15 protein-coding genes are annotated in these 19,186 nt (G+C 69.0%); 10 read left to right on the plus strand and 5 right to left on the minus strand.

Annotated elements, in window-relative coordinates:
* Positions 1–289: 289 nt before the first annotated feature.
* The 4 genes from D452_RS0112915 to D452_RS0112930 are packed head-to-tail and all read left to right on the plus strand — an operon-like array spanning position 290 to position 4,596.
* Positions 290–1,858 (plus strand): branched-chain amino acid ABC transporter permease, encoded by a 1,569-nt coding sequence (locus D452_RS0112915; protein WP_017544568.1) that lies wholly within the window; start codon positions 290–292, stop codon positions 1,856–1,858.
* A 12-nt stretch (positions 1,859–1,870) separates the two neighbouring features.
* Positions 1,871–2,872 (plus strand): branched-chain amino acid ABC transporter permease, encoded by a 1,002-nt coding sequence (locus D452_RS0112920; protein WP_026129256.1) that lies wholly within the window; start codon positions 1,871–1,873, stop codon positions 2,870–2,872.
* Complete coding sequence (locus tag D452_RS0112925; RefSeq protein WP_026129257.1) at positions 2,862–3,743, plus strand: ABC transporter ATP-binding protein; 882 nt, start codon at positions 2,862–2,864, stop codon at positions 3,741–3,743. Before D452_RS0112920 ends, D452_RS0112925 begins: the two co-directional genes overlap by 11 nt.
* On the plus strand, positions 3,736–4,596 hold the full coding sequence (locus tag D452_RS0112930) for an ABC transporter ATP-binding protein (RefSeq protein ID WP_017544571.1): 861 nt from the start codon (positions 3,736–3,738) through the stop codon (positions 4,594–4,596). The genes D452_RS0112925 and D452_RS0112930 overlap by 8 nt, the downstream gene beginning before the upstream one ends.
* A gap of 90 nt (positions 4,597–4,686) precedes the next feature.
* Here the strand turns inward: D452_RS0112930 and D452_RS0112935 are convergent, their stop codons facing one another.
* The 3 genes from D452_RS0112935 to D452_RS0112945 form a co-directional block, all read right to left on the minus strand.
* A complete protein-coding gene (locus D452_RS0112935; RefSeq protein ID WP_017544572.1) occupies positions 4,687–5,922 on the minus strand; it encodes an ABC transporter substrate-binding protein in 1,236 nt (411 codons plus the stop codon).
* Positions 5,923–6,206: 284 nt separating this feature from the next.
* Positions 6,207–7,460, minus strand: coding sequence for an ABC transporter substrate-binding protein (locus tag D452_RS0112940; RefSeq protein ID WP_017544573.1), 1,254 nt, complete (start codon positions 7,458–7,460; stop codon positions 6,207–6,209).
* A 386-nt stretch (positions 7,461–7,846) separates the two neighbouring features.
* Positions 7,847–8,272: a PaaI family thioesterase gene (locus D452_RS0112945; protein WP_026129259.1), complete on the minus strand. Its 426-nt coding sequence runs from the start codon at positions 8,270–8,272 to the stop codon at positions 7,847–7,849.
* Positions 8,273–8,389: 117 nt separating this feature from the next.
* Between D452_RS0112945 and polA the strand changes: the two genes are divergently transcribed.
* From polA to rpsA, 3 genes are all read left to right on the plus strand, one after another.
* Positions 8,390–11,149, plus strand: coding sequence for a DNA polymerase I (gene polA / locus D452_RS0112950; RefSeq protein ID WP_026129260.1), 2,760 nt, complete (start codon positions 8,390–8,392; stop codon positions 11,147–11,149).
* Between the two features lie 30 nt (positions 11,150–11,179).
* On the plus strand, positions 11,180–11,623 hold the full coding sequence (gene arfB, locus D452_RS0112955) for an alternative ribosome rescue aminoacyl-tRNA hydrolase ArfB (protein ID WP_026129261.1): 444 nt from the start codon (positions 11,180–11,182) through the stop codon (positions 11,621–11,623).
* Between the two features lie 437 nt (positions 11,624–12,060).
* Positions 12,061–13,560: a 30S ribosomal protein S1 gene (rpsA, locus tag D452_RS0112960; RefSeq protein ID WP_017544578.1), complete on the plus strand. Its 1,500-nt coding sequence runs from the start codon at positions 12,061–12,063 to the stop codon at positions 13,558–13,560.
* A gap of 84 nt (positions 13,561–13,644) precedes the next feature.
* Here rpsA and D452_RS0112965 read toward each other — a convergent pair whose 3' ends face one another.
* Positions 13,645–14,010, minus strand: a complete 366-nt coding sequence (locus tag D452_RS0112965) for an iron chaperone (protein WP_017544579.1) — start codon at positions 14,008–14,010, stop codon at positions 13,645–13,647.
* A gap of 73 nt (positions 14,011–14,083) precedes the next feature.
* Here D452_RS0112965 and D452_RS0112970 point away from each other — a divergent pair, with 73 nt between their 5' ends.
* The gene (locus D452_RS0112970) at positions 14,084–14,581 is read left to right on the plus strand and encodes a GNAT family N-acetyltransferase (protein WP_017544580.1); all 498 of its coding nucleotides are present in this window, start codon (positions 14,084–14,086) and stop codon (positions 14,579–14,581) included.
* A 33-nt stretch (positions 14,582–14,614) separates the two neighbouring features.
* Entirely contained in the window at positions 14,615–15,217 is a 603-nt protein-coding gene (coaE, locus tag D452_RS0112975) for a dephospho-CoA kinase (RefSeq protein ID WP_017544581.1), read from the plus strand.
* A 330-nt stretch (positions 15,218–15,547) separates the two neighbouring features.
* Here the strand turns inward: coaE and D452_RS29250 are convergent, their stop codons facing one another.
* Positions 15,548–16,660, minus strand: coding sequence for a hypothetical protein (locus tag D452_RS29250; protein WP_152498583.1), 1,113 nt, complete (start codon positions 16,658–16,660; stop codon positions 15,548–15,550).
* Between the two features lie 257 nt (positions 16,661–16,917).
* Here D452_RS29250 and uvrB point away from each other — a divergent pair, with 257 nt between their 5' ends.
* Positions 16,918–19,011 (plus strand): excinuclease ABC subunit UvrB, encoded by a 2,094-nt coding sequence (gene uvrB / locus D452_RS0112990; RefSeq protein WP_017544584.1) that lies wholly within the window; start codon positions 16,918–16,920, stop codon positions 19,009–19,011.
* Positions 19,012–19,186: the final 175 nt, after the last annotated feature.

A 19,186-nucleotide genomic window follows, 5' to 3' on the forward strand; every position in this document is an offset into this window, starting at 1 on the left:
CGAACGGGTGCGGCCCCTTCGTGTGTCTCGGGTGCCCCCGGCCGAGGAGCCTACAGATTGACAGGTTTCGGCTCCGGAACGTGTCCGAGTGTCCAGGGTCAACGCGCATCCAGTACCGGTTAGATCTCGGTTGCGCACGATGGGGTGACGGTTGGGTCACGTGGTTTAAGCGACACTGAATGACCGGCATAAATCGGGCTAAACTCACCGCACCGAACAGCTAAAGGACAGCGGCCCTCGAATGCCTTCCATTCGGGTGCCGCCAACCTCAGATGCGCAAGGAGCGCGCGTGCGCACACGCCTCGTGACCGTGTTGCTCGCCCTGATCACCGCATTCCTGGTGATCCCCGGGGCGGCGGCGACGGCAGACGAACAGGGCGGTGAGACGCTGCACGGTCAGATCGGTCAGCCGGACGACCGGGACCAGGGTGTCGAGGGCATCCTGATCACGGTCCTCCAGGGTGACGACGAGATCGATGCGGTGGAAACCGACTCTGATGGAATGTGGGAAGTGGAGTTGCCCGGACCGGGCGACTACCGCGTAGTGGTGGACCAGGAGTCCGTCCCCAGCGAGTTCGCCGTACGCGAGACGTCCCTCATGGCAGAGGGTGAGGCCCAGGTTGAGGTCGAGTCCGGCCAGCAGCGGCTGCTCCTCATCGGGTTGGAGAACCCGGGCGACTCCGCGGGCGGCCAGGACGAGAGCTCCCCCTCCCCGGACGCCGAGGCGACCGAGGACACGGAGGAGGACGCGGCCGCCGAGGACGAGTCCGTGGCGGTCGAGGGCGTCAGCGGCGGGTTCGGTGAGCGCTTCGCGCAGCTCACCGCGGCCGGTCTGCTGTTCGGCCTGGTCATCGCGATCTCCGCGATCGGCCTCTCACTGATCTTCGGTACGACGCAGGTCATCAACTTCTCGCACGGTGACATGGTCACCTTCGGCGCGATGATGGCCCTGCTGTTCAGTACCGGCGCCGCGGGACTGGGCAACTCCCTGCTGGCGATCTTCGCCGGTCTGGGGATCGCCGTCCTGTTGGGCGCCTTCCTGGAGCACCGGCTCAACCGGACGACGCTGATCGTCCTCCAGTGGTCCTCGGTCTTCGGCGGTATCGCGCTGGCGACGCTCATGGGCGTGCTCGGGGACGACCTCGGCTGGCAGGTGCCGCTGTGGGCGGCGGCCGGTATCGCGGTGATCATGGGCGGTGTGCTGGGCAGCACGATGGAGCGCTATCTGTGGCGTCCGCTGCGCAGGCGCAACGTCGCCCTGATCCAGATGTTCATCGTCTCCATCGGCCTGGCCCTGGTCCTGCGGCACGTGCTGCTGGTGCTCTTCGGAGCCAACCGGCGCCGGTACGCCGGGTTCCAGGTGCAGGAGATGGTGCACTTCGGTCCGATCTCCATGCCCCCGCGCGACCTGGTGATCATGGCCGTCGCGATCGTGGTGCTGGTGCTCGTGGCCTGCATGCTCCAGTTCACCCGCATCGGCAAGGCGATGCGCGCGGTCTCGGACAACCGGGACCTCGCGGAGTCGTCGGGCATCGACGTCGACCGGGTGACGCTGTACGTGTGGTTCCTCGGCGGCGGCCTGGCGTCCCTGGGCGGTGTGCTCTTCGGCCTGAACCAGGTCGTGGACTACGAGATGGGCTTCCGTCTGCTGCTGCTCATGTTCGCCGCGGTGATCCTGGGCGGCCTGGGTACGGCCTACGGCGCGATGGTCGGCGGCATCGCCGTGGGCTTGGTGGCGATGCTGTCCACCCTGTGGTTCCCCGCACAGCTCATGCAAGCGTGGGCTCTGGCCCTGATGATCCTCATGCTGCTGATCAGGCCCCAGGGCCTGCTCGGTCGGCGCGAGCGGGTCGGCTAGGAGAGGTAGACGATGGATATTTTCTTGATCCTCGCCGAGTCCGCCCGATCCGCGGTGGGACCGGTGGCCGCGATCTACGCGCTGGCCGCGATCGGCCTGAACATGCACTTCGGTTACGCGGGGTTGCTGAACTTCGGTCAGGTCGGCTTCATGCTGGTGGGCGCCTACGGCGTCGGTATCAGCGTCGCGGTGTTCGAGCTGCCGTTGCTGGTCGGGTTCCTGGTGGGCCTGGCCTGCGCGGTGGTGTTGGCGCTGTTGTTGGGTATCCCGACGCTCCGGTTGCGGGCGGACTACCTGTCGATCACGACGATCGCCGCGGCCGAGGTGCTGCGGCTGGTGTACCGGGCGGGCTTCGCCGAGCCGCTGACCAACGGTGTCTACGGGTTGCAGAACCTGTCCACGGAGTTCCGTCAGTGGAACGAGGCGCTGGGGTTGTTCGACCCGGCCGGCCGCTACGGGATCGGTTCGTTCTCGTTCAGCGGCAACCACATGTGGATGATGACGGTGACGTGGGGTCTGGTGGCGCTGATGGCGGCGCTGACCTGGGCGCTGATCCACAGCCCGTGGGGCCGCGTGGTGAAGGGCATCCGCGAGGACGAGGACGCGGTGCGCAGCCTCGGCAAGAACGTCTTCGCGTACAAGATGCAGGCGCTGGTCCTGGGCGGCCTGATCGGTTCGCTGGCCGGTTGCATGATGGCGGTGCACCAGGGTGCGATCGCGCCGGACCAGTTCAAGCCGCAGGTGACGTTCTTCCTGTGGGTGATCCTGCTGCTGGGCGGTGCGGGCCGTGTCCTGGGTCCGATCGTCGGGTCGATGGTGTTCTGGTTCCTGATGAACTTCACGGACAAGCTGCTGCGCGGGTTGGGCAGTGAGGGTTACCTGCCGTTCCTGTCGGGTCCGGACTTCGGCGCCATCCAGCTGGCGTTCGTCGGTGTGCTGCTGGTGCTGCTGATCGTCTTCCGGCCGCAGGGCCTGATCGGTGACCGCAAGGAGATGTTGATCAATGTCAAGTGACGAGGTGAACGCCTCCGGGGCGGATGTCGAGGTCGACCGGATGGCCGGGGCGGTCCCGGAGCCGGGTTCGGCCAAGCCGGATCCGATCCTGGTGGCTGACGGGGTGAAGCGTTCCTTCGGCGGTCTGACCGCCGTGGACGTGGAGCACCTGGAGGTGCAGCGGGGGACGATCACGGCGCTGATCGGTCCGAACGGTGCGGGCAAGTCCACCCTGTTCAACCTGTTGACGGGGTTCGACCGGGTCGACGGCGGCCAGTGGTCGTTCGAGGGTCGCGGGATCAACGGTCGTCGGGGTCACCAGGTGGCCCGGGCCGGGATGGTGCGGACCTTCCAGCTGACCAAGGCGCTCACGCGGATGACGGTGCTCGACAACATGTTGTTGGGCGCTCCGGGTCAGACGGGTGAGCGCATGGCGGGGGCGTTCCTGCGTCCGGTGTGGGGCCGCCAAGAGAAGGTCAACACCGAGAAGGCCCTGGACCTGTTGGAGCGGTTCAAGCTGATCGACAAGCGCCGGGACATGGCGGGCGCTCTGTCGGGTGGTCAGCGCAAGCTGTTGGAGATGGCTCGCGCGCTGATGACCGATCCGAGCATGATCATGTTGGACGAGCCGATGGCGGGTGTGAACCCGGCGTTGGTGCAGTCCCTGTTGCACCACATCACGTCGTTGCGTGACGAGGGCAAGACGGTCCTGTTCGTGGAGCACGACATGGACGTGATCATGGGCATCAGTGACTGGATCGTGGTGCTGGCCCAGGGCCAGGTGATCGCGGAGGGGCGTCCTTCGGACATCCGGTCCAACCAGCAGGTGATCGACGCCTACCTGGGTGCCCAGGAGGTCGAGGGTGAGACCCAGGGGAGTGGCGATGAGTGAGGGGAACGGCGGGGTCCGTCCGGAGCCGGAGGAGGTTCCGGAGGAGGCTGAGGAGGCCGCGGCCGTGCAGGAGCACCGCGAGGAGGTGCTGGAGCAGGCCCGGGCGGAGTCGCTCGAGGTGGGTGGTCCGGACGACTACCTGCTGTTGGCCCGGGACCTGGTGGCCGGCTACGTACCCGGGGTGAACATCCTGAACGGGTGCACGCTGACTCTCACCGAGGGTGAGGTCGTGGCGATCATCGGTCCGAACGGCGCGGGCAAGTCGACGCTGATCAAGACGATCTTCGGTCTGATCCCGGTGCGTGAGGGCGGTCTGACGCTGCGGGGTTCGAGCATCGCGGGGCTGGCGGCGCACTCGTTGGTGGAGCGGGGCGTGGGTTACGTCCCGCAGACGCGCAACGTGTTCCCGTCCCTGACGATCGAGGAGAACCTCCAGATGGGGGCGTTCCTGCGGCCGAGGTCGTTCTCGGAGCGGTTCGAGGTGGTGGCGGGGTTGTTCCCGTTGCTCGCGGACCGGCGTCGGGCGAAGGCGGGTTCGCTGTCGGGTGGTCAGCGTCAGATGGTGGCCATGGGCCGGGCCCTGATGATGGACCCGTCGGTGCTGTTGCTGGACGAGCCGACCGCGGGGTTGTCGCCGATCTACCAGGAGGAGGTCTTCCAGCGGGTGAAGGAGGTCAACGCCGCCGGGGTCTCGGTCGTCATGGTCGAGCAGAACGCGCGGCGGTGTCTCCAGATCTGTGACCGCGGGTACGTGCTGGACCAGGGCCGGAACGCGTACACGGGGTCGGGTCGGGACCTGCTGAACGATCCGAACGTGATCGAGCTGTACCTGGGGACGCTCGCGAAGGGCTGATCAGGGCGTGTGTGGGGGCGGGACCCGTCGCGGGTCCCGCCCCCTTTCGTGTGCCCGGTGTGTGCCGTGCCCGGTGCGGGGGGTGCGGGCTCAGTCGTTGGTGTACTCGACGTATTCGAGGATCTCGTAGCCGTCCTCGCCGAAGTGGAAGATCTCGAAGGTGGCGGAGGTGGGGTCGCCGTTGTCGTCGAGGTCGATGTTGCCGCTCATCCCCTGGTAGTCGATGGACCGGCCGTCGGCGAGGAGGTCGCGGCACTCCGCGAACGAGGTGCACTCGGTGCCTTCGGGGCGGGTGACCTCGGCGACGTGGTCCACGTACTGGGTGGGGTCGGTGGAGCCCGCGGACTCGGCGGCCAGGGCGATGGTGGTGACGCAGTCGAAGATGTGCGGGGCGAACTGGAAGGCGTCGAGTTCGGGGTCGAAGGCGCGTAGGTCCTCGTTGAACTGGGGGTTGTCGGCGCTGGGGGCGACACCGGTGGTGCCGGTGACGGCGTTGGTGGAGGCGGCGCCGATGGTCGCCTCCAGGTCGGGGTCGTTGAGGCCGTCGGTGAGGTAGAACTGGCTCTCCGTGCCGCTCTCGATGAGGGCGGCCATGAGCTGGGTGCCCTCCTGGAAGGAGATGAGGGCGACGGCATCGGCCCCGGAGGTGACGGTGGAGCTGATGACGGCACCGAAGTTGGTGGCGTCGGGGTCGTACGTCTCGGTGAGGACGACGTTGACGCCGAGGGCGTTGAGTTCGGCCTCGACGGCGTTGAGGTAGCCGTTGCCGTAGTCGTCGGCGCGGGCGATGACGGCGACGTCGAGGTGGCCGTCGTCGACGATGCGCTGGGAGAGGACGGGTCCGGCGAGGAGGTCGCTGGGGGCGGTGCGGAAGAAGTAGCCGTTGTCGTCGACGTTGGTGAGGTCGGGAGCGGTGCTGGAGCCGGAGCACTGGGCGATCCCGGCGCCCGTGACGGTGGCGTAGCTGGCCTGGGTCATCACGGAGGCGGCGGCGCCGATGACGGCGTTGACGTCGGCGGTGACGAGGTCGTTGGCGGCCTGGTTGGCCTGGGCGGCGTCTCCGGCCTCGTCCGCCACGACCGGCGGCGGGACGGTGGCGCCGAGGATGCCGCCCGCGTCGTTGATCTGGTCGATGGCGTAGTCGACGGCGGCGGTTTGGGGTCGGCCGAGGAAGCTCAGGTTGCCGGTCTGCGGGTAGAGGAGGCCGAACGTGAAACCGGTGTCGTCCGCGGTCTCGTCTCCGAGGTCCAGGGCGCCGCAGGCGGTGAGGGCGAGGCTGACGGCGAGTGCTGCCGCTGGGAGGGCGAGGGCCCTGTGGGTGGGCATGGCGTGGTCGTCCGTTCGAGTGGCGTGGTGCGTCCGGGGTTGGACGCGTGGGCGTCGGGCCCCGGTGCGTGCGGTGCCGCTGTGCGGCCGCCTGGCCCGTGTACGACGAGGCACGGCGCGCGGGGTGCGGCCGTGCCGGGGGTCTCGCGGTGGTCGTGTTCGGACGGGTCCGGGGGTGCGGGGCTGGTGCCCCGCACCCCCGGACGGTTCGCGTGGTGTGTGGCGGACGGCGCCTCCGCCGGGGGTCGTGGTGACCCCCGGGCGGGAGGCGGTGTCATCCGTCGTTACTCGTCGACGGAGTACTCCTCGAAGCCGAGGGTCTCGTAGCCGTCGTCACCGAAGTGGAAGACCTCGAAGGTGGCGGAGGTGGGGTCGCCGTTGTCGTCGAAGTCGATGTTGCCGCTGGTGCCCTGGAAGTCGATCTCCTCGCCGTCGTTGAGGAGGTCGCGGCACTCCTCGAAGCTGCCGCACTCGGTGCCGTCGGGACGGCTGATCTCGGGGAGGTGCTCGACGTAGTCGGCGGGCGAGACGGATCCGGCGGACTCGGCGGCCAGGGCGATCGCCGTGACGCAGTCGAAGACCTGCGGGGCGAACTGGAAGACGTCGAGCTCGGAGTCGAAGGCGCGCAGGCCCTCGTTGAACTCGGGGTTGTCCGCGCCGGGGGCGACGCCGGTGACGCCGGTGACGACGTCGGGGTCGTCCGAGTTGACGGTGTCGCCGAGCTCGGGGTCGTTGAGGCCGTCGGTGATGTAGAGCTGGTCGCCGGTGATGCCGGACTCGATGAGTTCGGCGATGACCTGGGCGCCCTCCTGGAAGGAGATCAGGGCGACGGCGTCGGGGTCGGCGCTGGAGACGGAGTTGACGACGGAGTCGAAGTTGGTGGCGTCGGGGTCGTAGTTCTCGGTCGCGACCACGTTCGCGCCGAGGGCCTCGAGCTCGGCCTCCACGGCGCTGCGGTAGCCGTCGCCGTAGTCGTCGGCGCGGGCGACCACGGCGACGTCGAAGGCGCCGTCGTCGACCATCTGGCGGGCCAGGACCGGTCCGGAGAGGAGGTCGCTGGGGGCGGTGCGGAAGAAGAAGCCGTTGTCGTCGATCTCGCTCAGGTCGGGCGCCGTGTTGGAGCCGGAGCACTGGACGATGCTGGCGGCGGTGACGGTGTCGTAGCTGGCCTGCGTCATGGCGGAGGCGGCGGCGCCGATGACGGCGTTGACGTCGGCGGAGACGAGGTCGTTGGCGGCCTGGTTGGCCTGGGCGGCGTCACCGGCCTCGTCCGCCTCGACGATGGCGGGGACGTCCGTGCCGAGGATGCCGCCGGCCTTGTTGATCTCGTCGATGGCGTACTTCGCGGCGGTGACCTGGGGCGGGCCCAGGAAGGCCAGGCTGCCGGTCTGGGGGTAGAGGATGCCGAAGGTGAACTCCTCGCCGGAGCCCTCTCCTCCGTCGGCGCTGTCGCCGCCGTCCCCGTTGCCACACGCGGTCAGTCCGAGCACGAGGGCCGCGGTTGCGGCAGTGAGGCTCAGGAACTTCTTGCTTGCCATGTTCGTGGTCACTCCGTTCAACCGGCTGATCTTGCGCAGCCGTGCCGATAGCTCTGTTGCGTCCTGTTGCCCGTTATGTGTGGCATGACTTAATCAGGAGCGTTAGCGGAGCTTAATCCGGTATCGGGTTCCGGCGGAAGCAGCGGGGAGCGGTTGCGTCTCAGTCGCCTTCTGCTCGTTATGACTCTGTAGCCGTGTGGCCGGGCGTGACTGGACGGATGCATGGTGTGGTGGGGGGATGTGATGACTGGTTGTCGTGGTGTGAGGGCGTGGGGTGCCGGTTCGTCCAGTGTTCGGAGTGACGGGGGCCGTCGTTAGCCGGGCTTCATCCCCGGTGGCGGGTGTCCAACGGCGGGGCGCGGGGGCGCCCCGCCGTCCGGGCTTCTCTACTGGGGGGCGTCGCGCAGCATGCAGGTCAGACGCGAGGTGCAGACCTTCCGGCCCCGGTCGTCGGTGATGGTGATGTCCCAGGTGGCGAGGGTGCGGCCCAGGTGGACCGGGGTGGCCACCCCGGTGACGTGCCCCTCGGTGGCGGACCGGTGGTGGGTCGCGTTGATCTCGATGCCCACGGCGACGCGGCCGAACCCCTGTGCGTGGAGGGTGGAGCCGATCGATCCCAGGGACTCGGCGAGCACACACGAGGCGCCGCCGTGCAGCAGCCCGAAGGGCTGGCGGTTGCCCTCGACCGGCATGCGGCCCACGACGCGCTCGGCGGAGGCCTCGGTGATCTCGATGCCCATGCTCTGGCCCAGGCCGCCGGAGAGCGCCCCGGAGTCCATGAGTTCGCGCAGGCCCTCGGCGTCTGTGGTCATGGTGTTGCCTTCCGATCCGGTCAGGTGGCCCCGTAACCGGTCGAACCGACCGGTGCGGGGAGGTGTTCCCGTGGTGATGGCCGCGGGCTGTCCGTAGCGCATCCTAGGATTCGTTCTGTGGTGACCAAGCGAGAGACCCCTGAACAGACATCCCGGGCCGACGGCGGGCGCGCCCGGCTGCTCCTCCTGGACGGCCACTCGATGGCCTTCCGCGCGTTCTTCGCGCTCCCCGTGGAGAAGTTCGGTACGAGTACCGGGCAGTCCACCAACGCCGTGTACGGCTTCGCCTCCATGCTGGTGAAGCTGCTGCGCGACGAGGAGCCCACGCACGTCGCGGTGGCGTGGGACCTCTCGGGCCCCACTTTCAGGGACGAGGAGTACGACGGGTACAAGGGCGGCCGGTCGGAGACCCCGCCGGAGTTCCCCTCCCAGGTGCCGCTGACCCAGGACCTGATGCGCCTGATCGGGGTCGCGAACCTGTCCGCGCCCGGCTTCGAGGCCGACGACGTGATCGCCACCCTCGCGCACCAGGGCTGCGAGGCGGGCATGGAGGTGCTGATCGCCTCCGGTGACCGGGATGCCTTCCAGCTGGTGAACGAGGACTGCACGGTCCTGTACCCGGGCAAGAGCCTGTCGGACATGCGCCGGATGGACCCGGAGGCGGTCGAGGACAAGTACGGGGTCACCCCGGAGCGGTACCGCGACCTCGCGGCCCTGGTGGGGGAGAAGGCCGACAACCTCCCCGGGGTGCCGGGGGTGGGTCCCAAGACCGCCGCCAAGTGGATCACGAAGTTCGGGTCCCTGGAGGAGTTGGTGGCCCGCGCGGACGAGGTCCCGGGCAAGGCGGGGCAGAACTTCCGCGACCACCTCGACGACGTGCTGCGCAACCAGAGGCTCAACAAACTGGTCACCGACGTGGAGCTGGACACGGCTGTGCGGGACCTGGGGCTGGGCGAGGCCGACCGGGCCGGGGTCGACGCGCTCTTCGACAACCTGGAGTTCGCCTCCAACCTGCGTGAGCGCCTGTACGCGGTGATCCGCGCGGACGGCGGCGAGGAGGGCGCCGAGGAGGGCGCGGCCGTCGAGGGCTTCACCGTGGACGTGACCATGGCGGCCACCGGCGGGGTGGCGGCCTGGATCATCGAGCACGCCTCCGCCGAGTCGCTGACGGACCAGGCCCCGGCCGGGTTGGCGATCGACGGGACCTGGGGCGCGGGCACCGGACGGGTGGACGCCCTGGCCGTCACGGTGCCGGGCGGGGCCTCGCTGTACGTGGACCCCACCGTGCTGGACACCGCCGACACCGACGCGCTGGCCGCCTTCCTCGCGGACTCCGGGCGGCCCAAGGCCGTGCACGAGTACAAGGGCGCGCTGCTGGCGTTGGGCGCGCACGGCTGGGACCTGAACGGGGTGGTCAGCGACACCGCCCTGGCGGCCTACCTGGCGCAGCCGGGGCAGCGCCGCTTCGACCTGGCCGACCTGTGCCGCAAGTACCTGGGCCGGGAGCTGGAGGAGGACACCGACGGCGACCAGATGGCCCTGGACCTGGGGGAGCAGGGCGGCAGCGGGCGCGGTCACGGGCTGGCCGTGCGGGCCGCCGCCACCCGTGACCTGGCCGCCGTGCTCGTGGCGGAGCTCGACAAGCGGGGCGGCACGCACCTGCTGCACGAGGTGGAGCTGCCGCTGGTCGACGTGCTGGCGCGGTTGGAGCGCGCGGGGATCGCCGCGGACCGCGAGTACCTGGAGGGTCTCCAGGGGGAGTTCGCCTCGGCGGCGCGCGGTGCGGTGGAGCGGGCGCACGAGATCGTGGGCCGGGAGTTCAACCTGGGCTCGCCCAAGCAGTTGCAGCAGGTGCTGTTCGAGGACCTGGAACTGCCCAGGACGAAGAAGATCAAGACGGGGTTCACGACGGACGCGGACGCGTTGGCGTGGCTGGCGACCCAGACCGAGAACGAGCTGCCGGGGGTGCTGCTGCACCACCGGGACCAGACGAAGCTGCGCACGACGGTCGAGGGTCTGATCAAGACGGTCGCCGACGACGGCCGCATCCACACCACGTTCAACCAGACGGTGGCGGCTACGGGGCGGCTGAGCTCCACCGACCCCAACCTCCAGAACATCCCGGTGCGCACGGACGTCGGACGGCGGATCAGGCGCGCGTTCGTGGTCGGTGAGGGCTACGAGGAGCTGCTCACGGCGGACTACAGCCAGATCGAGCTGCGCATCATGGCGCACCTGTCGGGTGAGCGGGCGCTGATCGACGCGTTCAACAGCGGGTACGACTTCCACGCGCACATGGCGGCGCAGGTCTTCGACATCGAGGTCGGGGAGGTCGACGGCGAGGCCCGGTCCAAGATCAAGGCGATGAGCTACGGGCTGGCCTACGGGCTGAGCGCCTACGGCCTGTCGCAGCAGCTGGCGATCACCCCGGACGAGGCGAAGAGGCTGATGGAGGACTACTTCGCCAGCTTCGGCGGGGTGCGCGACTACCTGAACCAGGTGGTGGACGAGGCCCGCAAGGTGGGGTACACCGAGACCATCCTGGGGCGGCGGCGCTACCTGCCGGACCTGACGAGCGACAACCGACAGCGACGCGAGATGGCGGAGCGGATGGCGTTGAACGCGCCGATCCAGGGGTCGGCGGCCGACATCATCAAGGTGGCGATGCTCCAGGTGGACGCGGCGCTGACCGAGGGAGGATTCCGCTCCCGGGTGCTGTTGCAGGTGCACGACGAGCTCGTGGTGGAGGTCTCTCCGGGTGAGCGCGAGGCGGTCGAAAACCTCGTGACGCACGAGATGGGCTCCGCCTATGATCTGCGTGTCCCGCTGGGCGTCTCGGTCGGCAGCGGGCAGAACTGGCATGACGCCGCGCACTAGGGCGCGGCGCTGATCTCGGAGGTGGGAACGGTGGCGGGGCAGGAAGAGACCACGGGCGGACTGGCCGTGGGACCCGTGACCGTTCCCGCCGACGCGTTGACGTGGCGGTTCTCACGGTCCTCGGGGCCGGGCGGGCAGCACGTGAACACGTCGGACACCCGGGTGTCGCTGTCGTTGGACGTGGCGTCGTGCCGGGCGCTGGGCGCCACGCGGCGGGCCCGCGCCCTGGAGCGGCTGTCCGGGCGCCTCGTGGACGGGGTGCTCACGGTGTCGGCGCAGACACACCGTTCCCAGGTGCGCAACCGGGCCGAGGCGCGGGAGAGGCTGGCCGCGATCCTCGCGGAGGCCATCGCGCCCCCGCCGCCGCAGCGGCGCGGCACACGGCCGAGCCGGGCCTCGAAGCGGCGCCGGCTGGACGCCAAGCGTCGACGGAGTGACGTGAAGAAGTCGCGCTCGCGGCCTCCGATGGACTGACGAGCGTCGAGCGAACCACACGTTTCGGACTTTTTTCCGGACGTCCGGCCCCGGCCCCGCGCGGATGGCGCGCGGGGCGCGTCAGGCCCTGGCAGACATGGCTGAAGAGCTAGTTGATCTTCCCCACCCCGCTCGGGTAAATTGCGGCCACGACAGCCTTGTACGGTGCCCTCTTCCCGGATTCCGATTGACCTGCGCGCTCACGTCTCATATTCTGGCGTCAGCGTTGTGGGTTCGTGCGGGCGTCCGCTGTCTCCGATAGGGGGCAGGAGGGTTGCACCGCTTCGGTCTCCACTCTGGACCGGCGGCTGGCGGTCACGGACGGCTCGTTCCGTACATGTGACCTTCGCTTCTTACTTCTGGACTGCGGATCGACGGGCTCGAACCTGCGGCGTGCCCATTTCCTGTTCCTGTCCGTATCCGGAGTCCACCCACAAATGACGAGCAGCACCGAGGCCACCTCGACACCCCAGGTAGCGGTCAACGACATCGGGTCCGAGGAAGCCTTCCTCGCGGCGATCGACGAGACCATCAAGTACTTCAACGACGGTGACATCGTCGAGGGCACCATCGTGAAGGTCGATCGAGACGAGGTCTTGCTCGACATCGGCTACAAGACCGAGGGTGTCATCCCCTCTCGGGAACTGTCGATCAAGCACGACGTCGACCCCGGTGAAGTCGTTGCCGTCGGCGACCAGGTCGAAGCCCTCGTTCTCCAGAAGGAGGACAAGGAAGGCCGTCTGATCCTGTCCAAGAAGCGCGCTCAGTACGAGCGGGCCTGGGGCACGATCGAGAAGATCAAGGAAGAGGACGGCGTCGTCACCGGCACCGTCATCGAGGTCGTCAAGGGTGGTCTCATCCTCGACATCGGCCTGCGCGGCTTCCTTCCGGCGTCCCTGGTCGAGATGCGTCGCGTCCGCGACCTTCAGCCCTACGTCGGCCGCGAGCTCGAGGCGAAGATCATCGAGCTGGACAAGAACCGCAACAACGTGGTCCTGTCCCGTCGCGCCTGGCTGGAGCAGACCCAGTCCGAGGTCCGTCAGACGTTCCTCAACACCCTCCAGAAGGGTCAGATCCGCAAGGGCGTCGTCTCCTCGATCGTCAACTTCGGTGCCTTCGTGGACCTGGGTGGCGTCGACGGTCTGGTGCACGTCTCCGAGCTGTCCTGGAAGCACATCGACCACCCGAGCGAGGTTGTCGAGGTCGGCCAGGAGGTCACGGTCGAGGTCCTGGACGTCGACATGGAGCGCGAGCGCGTCTCCCTGTCGCTCAAGGCGACCCAGGAAGACCCGTGGCAGCAGTTCGCCCGGACCCACCAGATCGGTCAGGTCGTTCCCGGCAAGGTCACCAAGCTCGTTCCGTTCGGTGCGTTCGTGCGCGTCGAGGAGGGCATCGAGGGCCTGGTCCACATCTCCGAGCTGGCCGAGCGCCACGTCGAGGTGCCGGAGCAGGTCGTCCAGGTCGGCACCGAGATCTTCGTCAAGATCATCGACATCGACCTCGACCGCCGTCGCATCAGCCTCTCGCTGAAGCAGGCCAACGAGAGCGTCTCGCCCGACCAGGTGGACTTCGACCCCACCCTGTACGGCATGGCCGCCGACTACGACGAGCAGGGCAACTACAAGTACCCCGAGGGCTTCGACGCGGACAGCGGCGAGTGGCTCGAGGGCTTCGAGGCCCAGCGCGACGAGTGGGAGCGCAGCTACGCCGAGGCGCAGGCCCGCTTCGAGGCTCACCGCAAGCAGGTCGAGGAGGCGCGTGCGGCCGAGGCCGACGCCGCCAACGCTCCTGCCGTGGAGGAGGACGAGGAGGACTACACCGGTGGTGCGCAGAGCTCCGGCGGTTCGTCGTCCGGCTCGGACTCCACCAGCGGTGCGCTCGCCTCTGACGAGGCTCTGGCCGCCCTCCGCGAGAAGCTCGCGGGCGGCGAGGCCTGAGGGTCTCCTCGCCGGGCTCCGGCCCGAGTGATGGCTGAGTGAAGGGCCGTCCCCACCCACGGGTGGGGGCGGCCCTTCCGCGTGTCAGCAGTTCGGTCCCGGGGTGGCGGCGACGGTCCGCAGCAGGTCCCGTACCAGGTCGAGGTCGACGGCCGCGGGGGTGCGAAAACGCAGGCATCCCTTGCCCGTGTCCTGGCCCGCGAGCCGGTCGGCGTGGGCCGCCGCGACGTCCTCGCGCATCAGGTAGACGGAGACGTGGCGCTTCTGACGGGCGAAGGCCACCTCCGGTGCCCCGCCCCTGCGGTACGCGGGCATCCCGTACGCCATCACCTCCTCGAACCCCGGGAGTTCGGCGCGGAACAGGTCCCGGAGCCCGCTCAGCGCGGCCCGGTCGGCCTCGGGAAGTTCCGCCAGATAGGCGTCGACATCGACTGCGTTGCTGCTCACCATGGGTCAAGGCTACGTACCGGCGGCTAGGGTTGCCTGGTACCCGCCGAGGGCGGGGACCAGTTGAGGAGGCGACGTGTTCGACATCCACCCGGCCACCCCCGACGACGCCGGTGAGATCTTCACCCTGCAACGGGCCGCCTACGTGGACGAGGCCCAGGCCTACGGGGACCCGTTCATCCTGCCGCTCACCGAGGGGCTGTCACGGATCGAGGGGTTGCTCGCCGACGGTGACGCCCTCGTGCTCAAGGCCGTGGTCGGGCACCGTGTGGTCGGGGCGGTCCGGGCCGGGACCACCGAGACCACCGGGGTGGTGGGGCGCCTCGTCGTGGCCCCGGACATGCGCCGTCGGGGGATCGCCGGGGCGCTGCTGGCCCGGGTCGAGGACGACCTGCGTGAGCGCAGGCCCGAACTGACGGCTCTCACTCTGTTCACGGGCGCGCAGAGCCCGAGGAACCAGCGCCTGTACCGGACTCTGGGGTACGCCGAGACGCACCGTGAGCGGGTCGCCGACCACCTCGTGATGGTGCACATGCGCAAGGAACTGGACCGGGTGGGCGCGGGGTCGGCGTGACGCCTGACCGCCGCGCCCCCTAGGGTGTGGCCCATGCTGAAAGTGGGTCTCACCGGTGGGATCGGTTCGGGCAAGAGCGCGGTCTCGTCCGCGTTGTCCTCCTACGGCGCGGTCGTGATCGACGCCGACGCCATCGCCCGTGAGGTGGTCGCGCCCGGAACGCCGGGACTGGCCGAGGTGGTCGCCGAGTTCGGCGAGGGGGTGCTCGGCCCGGACGGGGGCCTCGACCGGCCCGCGCTGGGAGAGATCGTCTTCGCCGACGAGGCACGTCTGGCCAGGCTCAACGCGATCGTCCACCCTCGGGTGGCTGAGCGCAGCGGTGAGCTCATGGCGCAGGCCGAGGCCTCCGGGGCCAGCGTGGTGGTGTACGACGTGCCGCTGCTGGTGGAGAACGGGCTGGAGCCGCTCTACGACGTGGTGGTCGTGGTGGACACCCCCGACGAACTCAGGGTGGAGCGGGTGTCCCGTGACCGGGGCCTGCCGCCCGAGCAGGTGCGGGCCCGGATCGCGGCCCAGGCCGACCGGCCGACCCGTCTGGCCGCCGCCGACCTGGTGGTGGACAACTCCGGAACCCGTGAGGACCTGGCCGACCGCGTCGCCGAACTGTGGGGAGAACTCCTGGCACGAGCGGACTAGGGCGTTGATGGCAGATCCCTGAATCCCCTGCGGGCAGGACGAAGGGCGTCGAGGACCAGAGTGTGCCCAGGGACCTTGACGCCCTTTCGATAGCGCTCCACGTCCAACTGGACGCTGAGGTGATCACTTCCTACGAGCCGCGCCACAGTGCGGGGCACCCCGCCTGCCCGACCAGTCCGAACGCAACCGCCAGTGCGCTCGGCGGACCCGGCCCTGTTCACGGTCGCGATGTGGCTGGTGACCTGGCACAAGCGGATGCTCGGTGCCCCAGTCAAGCGGTCGTTGATCGCTGACGACCGCTGACCAGGGCACACATTTCACATCAACGGTCTAGGGGCCCTTCGACCCGTCAGTGCCGCGGAAGAGGTCGGCCGTGGCCTGGACGGTCTCCCGGATCATCTCCTCCCGTACCGCCCGGGCGGCCTCGGCTCCGTGGAGGCTGTCGTCAAGGGCGTTCGGCGTACCCGGGGCCGCCGTCGGTGTCCTGGCCGCGAGGTCGGCGAAGTCGCCCGCCTGGTCGGCGACGCGTTGGAGCCTGACCCACTCCTTGTGGGTTTCCACAGCGGTCTGGATCCTCTCGCCGTAGGCGTTCAACCGGTCGACCTCCTCGGTCAGGCGTTCCGTGGCCTCCTCCAGGACACTCCACTGCGGAGCGAGCGCCTCCCCGAGCGGTGCGCTGGTGCCCTCCCTCTGGCTGTCGACCAGCCTTCCGCGCAGCTGGTCGAGGTGCAGGCACTCCCTGGCCAGGCGCCACTCCTCCGAGCGCAGCAGGGGCAGCGCATGGTCCAGACCCACCGGTGTGCCGAGGACCAGGTGCGCGTGCTCGGCGCGCGCGGTCACCCGCTGGAGCCTGTCCAGCAGTTGGGCGCTCAGGGTGAATCGGAGGTCCGCGCGGATGACGTAGTCGTCACGGTGCCGAGCGGCGAGGTCGGCGGTGTCCCAGGGGCGCCGGACGACGAGGAACACGACCAGGGTGATCACGGGAAGGAACCAGAGCACGACCGCGCCAGGTGTGCCCGGCATCAGGGGCGCCGTGACGGATGGCTCCTCCGCCGCGAGCATCCTGGCGATGAGCAGGATCCACCACGTGGGGAACACGAAGCCCACCAAGGGGGCGCCCACGACGAAGACCAAGTTGGAGAACCTGTCGTCCTCGTCGTCCAGCATGTCGTGCACCACGACCCTCAGGCAGAGGAAGGCGCAGCAGAGCCCGGTCACGAGGATGAGCGGCGTGAGCACCACGAAGCCGGACGCTCCGGGAGTCAGGACCAGAGGTGCGCCGAGGACGGCGGGTGCCACCGCGGCGAGGGCGATCAGGTACCAACGCGGCAGAGGGAGCCTGATCGGGCTCGGGCTTTTGAGGCCTTCGGGGGAGGCCTTCAGACGCCTGAGGGTCCCGGACCGCAGGTTCGGGTCGAAGGTCGCCTGTGTGCTGGGGGTCACGGTGCACATCACCCTTCTTCGGGGATCGGACGTCGGTGAGATGCCGCCGGGTCCCCACCGGTTCCCGACGCCTTCGGGAAGTCGTGCGCCGTGGTCGACGTGCCGCGAGGACGGTGCGCTCGGCGGCGGTGACGCTCCGTTCGGGGGCCGACGGGGAGGCGTCCGTGGCCTCCGGGATGTCGTGGGCGGTCTGTAGCGTTGGAGTGAGGGACACGTGGGCGAGGGGCGGCCCGACGTTCGTAGGGAGAAGAGGGCAAGTGCGACCGGTCAGTGACATCAAGCGCAGTGAGGCACCCTTCGAGGTCGTCTCGGAGATGACCCCCGCCGGGGACCAGCCGGGGGCCATCGAGCAGATCACCAAGCGGGTACGGGAGGGCGACCAGCACACGGTGCTGCTGGGAGCGACCGGTACGGGCAAGACCGCCACGGTGGCGTGGACGGTGGAGCAGCTCCAGCGGCCCACGCTCGTGATGCAGCCCAACAAGACCCTGGCCGCGCAGTTCGCCAACGAGCTGCGGCAGATGCTGCCGAACAACGCCGTCGAGTACTTCGTCTCCTACTACGACTACTACCAGCCCGAGGCCTACGTCCCGCAGAGTGACACCTACATCGAGAAGGACTCCTCGATCAACGACGAGGTGGAGCGGCTGCGGCACTCGGCGACCAACTCGCTGCTCACACGGCGGGACACGATCGTGGTGGCGTCGGTCTCCTGCATCTACGGTCTGGGCACCCCGCAGGAGTACGTGGACCGCATGGCCCAGCTGTCGGTGGGCATGGAGGTGGACCGCGACGACCTGCTGCGCCGCCTGGTGGAGATGCAGTACACGCGCAACGACATGGCGTTCACACGGGGGACGTTCCGGGTGCGCGGGGACACGATCGAGATCATCCCGGTCTACGAGGAGCTGGCGATCCGCATCGAGATGTTCGGTGACGAGATCGAGCGGCTGCTGACCCTGCACCCCCTGACCGGCGAGGTGCTGGGGGAGAGCCAGGAGATGTTCATCTTCCCGGCCTCCCACTACGTGGCCGGTGAGGAGCGCACCGAGCGGGCCATCGGCACGATCGAGGCGGAGCTGGGCGAACGGCTGGCCGAGCTGGAGGGCCAGGGCAAGCTCCTGGAGGCGCAACGGCTGCGGATGCGCACCACCCACGACCTGGAGATGATGCGCCAGCTCGGCACGTGTTCGGGGATCGAGAACTACTCGCGGCACTTCGACGGCCGTGAGCCGGGCAGCGCCCCCAACACGCTGTTGGACTACTTCCCCGAGGACTTCCTGCTGGTCCTGGACGAGTCGCACGTCACGGTCCCGCAGATCGGCGCCATGTACGAGGGTGACGCGGCGCGCAAGCGGACCCTGGTCGACCACGGTTTCCGGCTGCCCTCGGCGCTGGACAACCGGCCGCTGAAGTGGGAGGAGTTCACGACGCGGATCGATCAGTCGGTGTACCTGTCGGCGACGCCTGGCAAGTACGAGCTGCGCCAGGCCGCCGGCGACGTGGTCGAGCAGGTCATCCGGCCGACCGGCCTGGTGGACCCCCAGGTGGTGGTCAAGCCGACCGAGGGGCAGATCGACGACCTGGTGCACGAGATCACCGAGCGCGCGGAGCGCTCGGAGCGGGTGCTGGTGACCACGCTGACCAAGAAGATGGCCGAGGACCTCACGGACTACTTCGCGGAACTGGGCATCCGGGTGCGGTACCTGCACAGCGAGGTGGACACGCTGCGCCGGGTGGAGCTGCTGCGTGAGCTGCGGGTGGGCGAGTTCGACGTGCTGGTGGGCATCAACCTGCTGCGTGAGGGCCTGGACCTGCCGGAGGTGTCGTTGGTGGCGATCCTGGACGCGGACAAGGAGGGCTTCCTGCGTTCGGAGACCTCGCTGATCCAGACGATCGGCCGCGCGGCGCGCAACGTGGACGGTCAGGTGCACATGTACGCCGACAACGTCACGGACTCGATGCGCGCGGCGATCGACGAGACCACGAGGCGCCGGGACAAGCAGCTGGCCTACAACGCGGAGCACGGGATCGACCCGACGCCGCTGCGCAAGCAGATCGCGGACATCCTGGACACCCTGAACCGCGAGGACGTGGACACCGAGGAGCTCATGTCGACGGGGTACCGCCAGGGCGCCAAGGCGGGCCGGGCGCCGGTGCCCGCCCTGGGCGAGCGCGCGGACGTGGCGAACATGCCGCGTGCGGAGCTGGCCGGGCTGATCGACCAGCTGAGCGATCAGATGCACCAGGCCGCGACCGATCTCCAGTTCGAGCTGGCCGCCCGGCTGCGGGACGAGATCGGCGAGTTGAAGCGGGAGCTTCGGGGGATGGACGCGGCCGGGTTGAAGTGATCCTGGCTGCACCCGGTAGGGTGCCTCCAGGCCTGTCGGTGCGGGGGTTCCGCACCGGGAATCCCCACGGCGACCGCCGTTCCCGTCTCGAATCGAGCACGATCCCAGTACGGTTGGGTCGCATAGTTACCTTCACGTGACATATTCTTGTGCTTTGCGTAAGTCGAATGTCGCT

It is taken from the genome of Nocardiopsis prasina DSM 43845 (assembly GCF_000341265.1).
Lineage (GTDB): Bacteria > Actinomycetota > Actinomycetes > Streptosporangiales > Streptosporangiaceae > Nocardiopsis > Nocardiopsis prasina.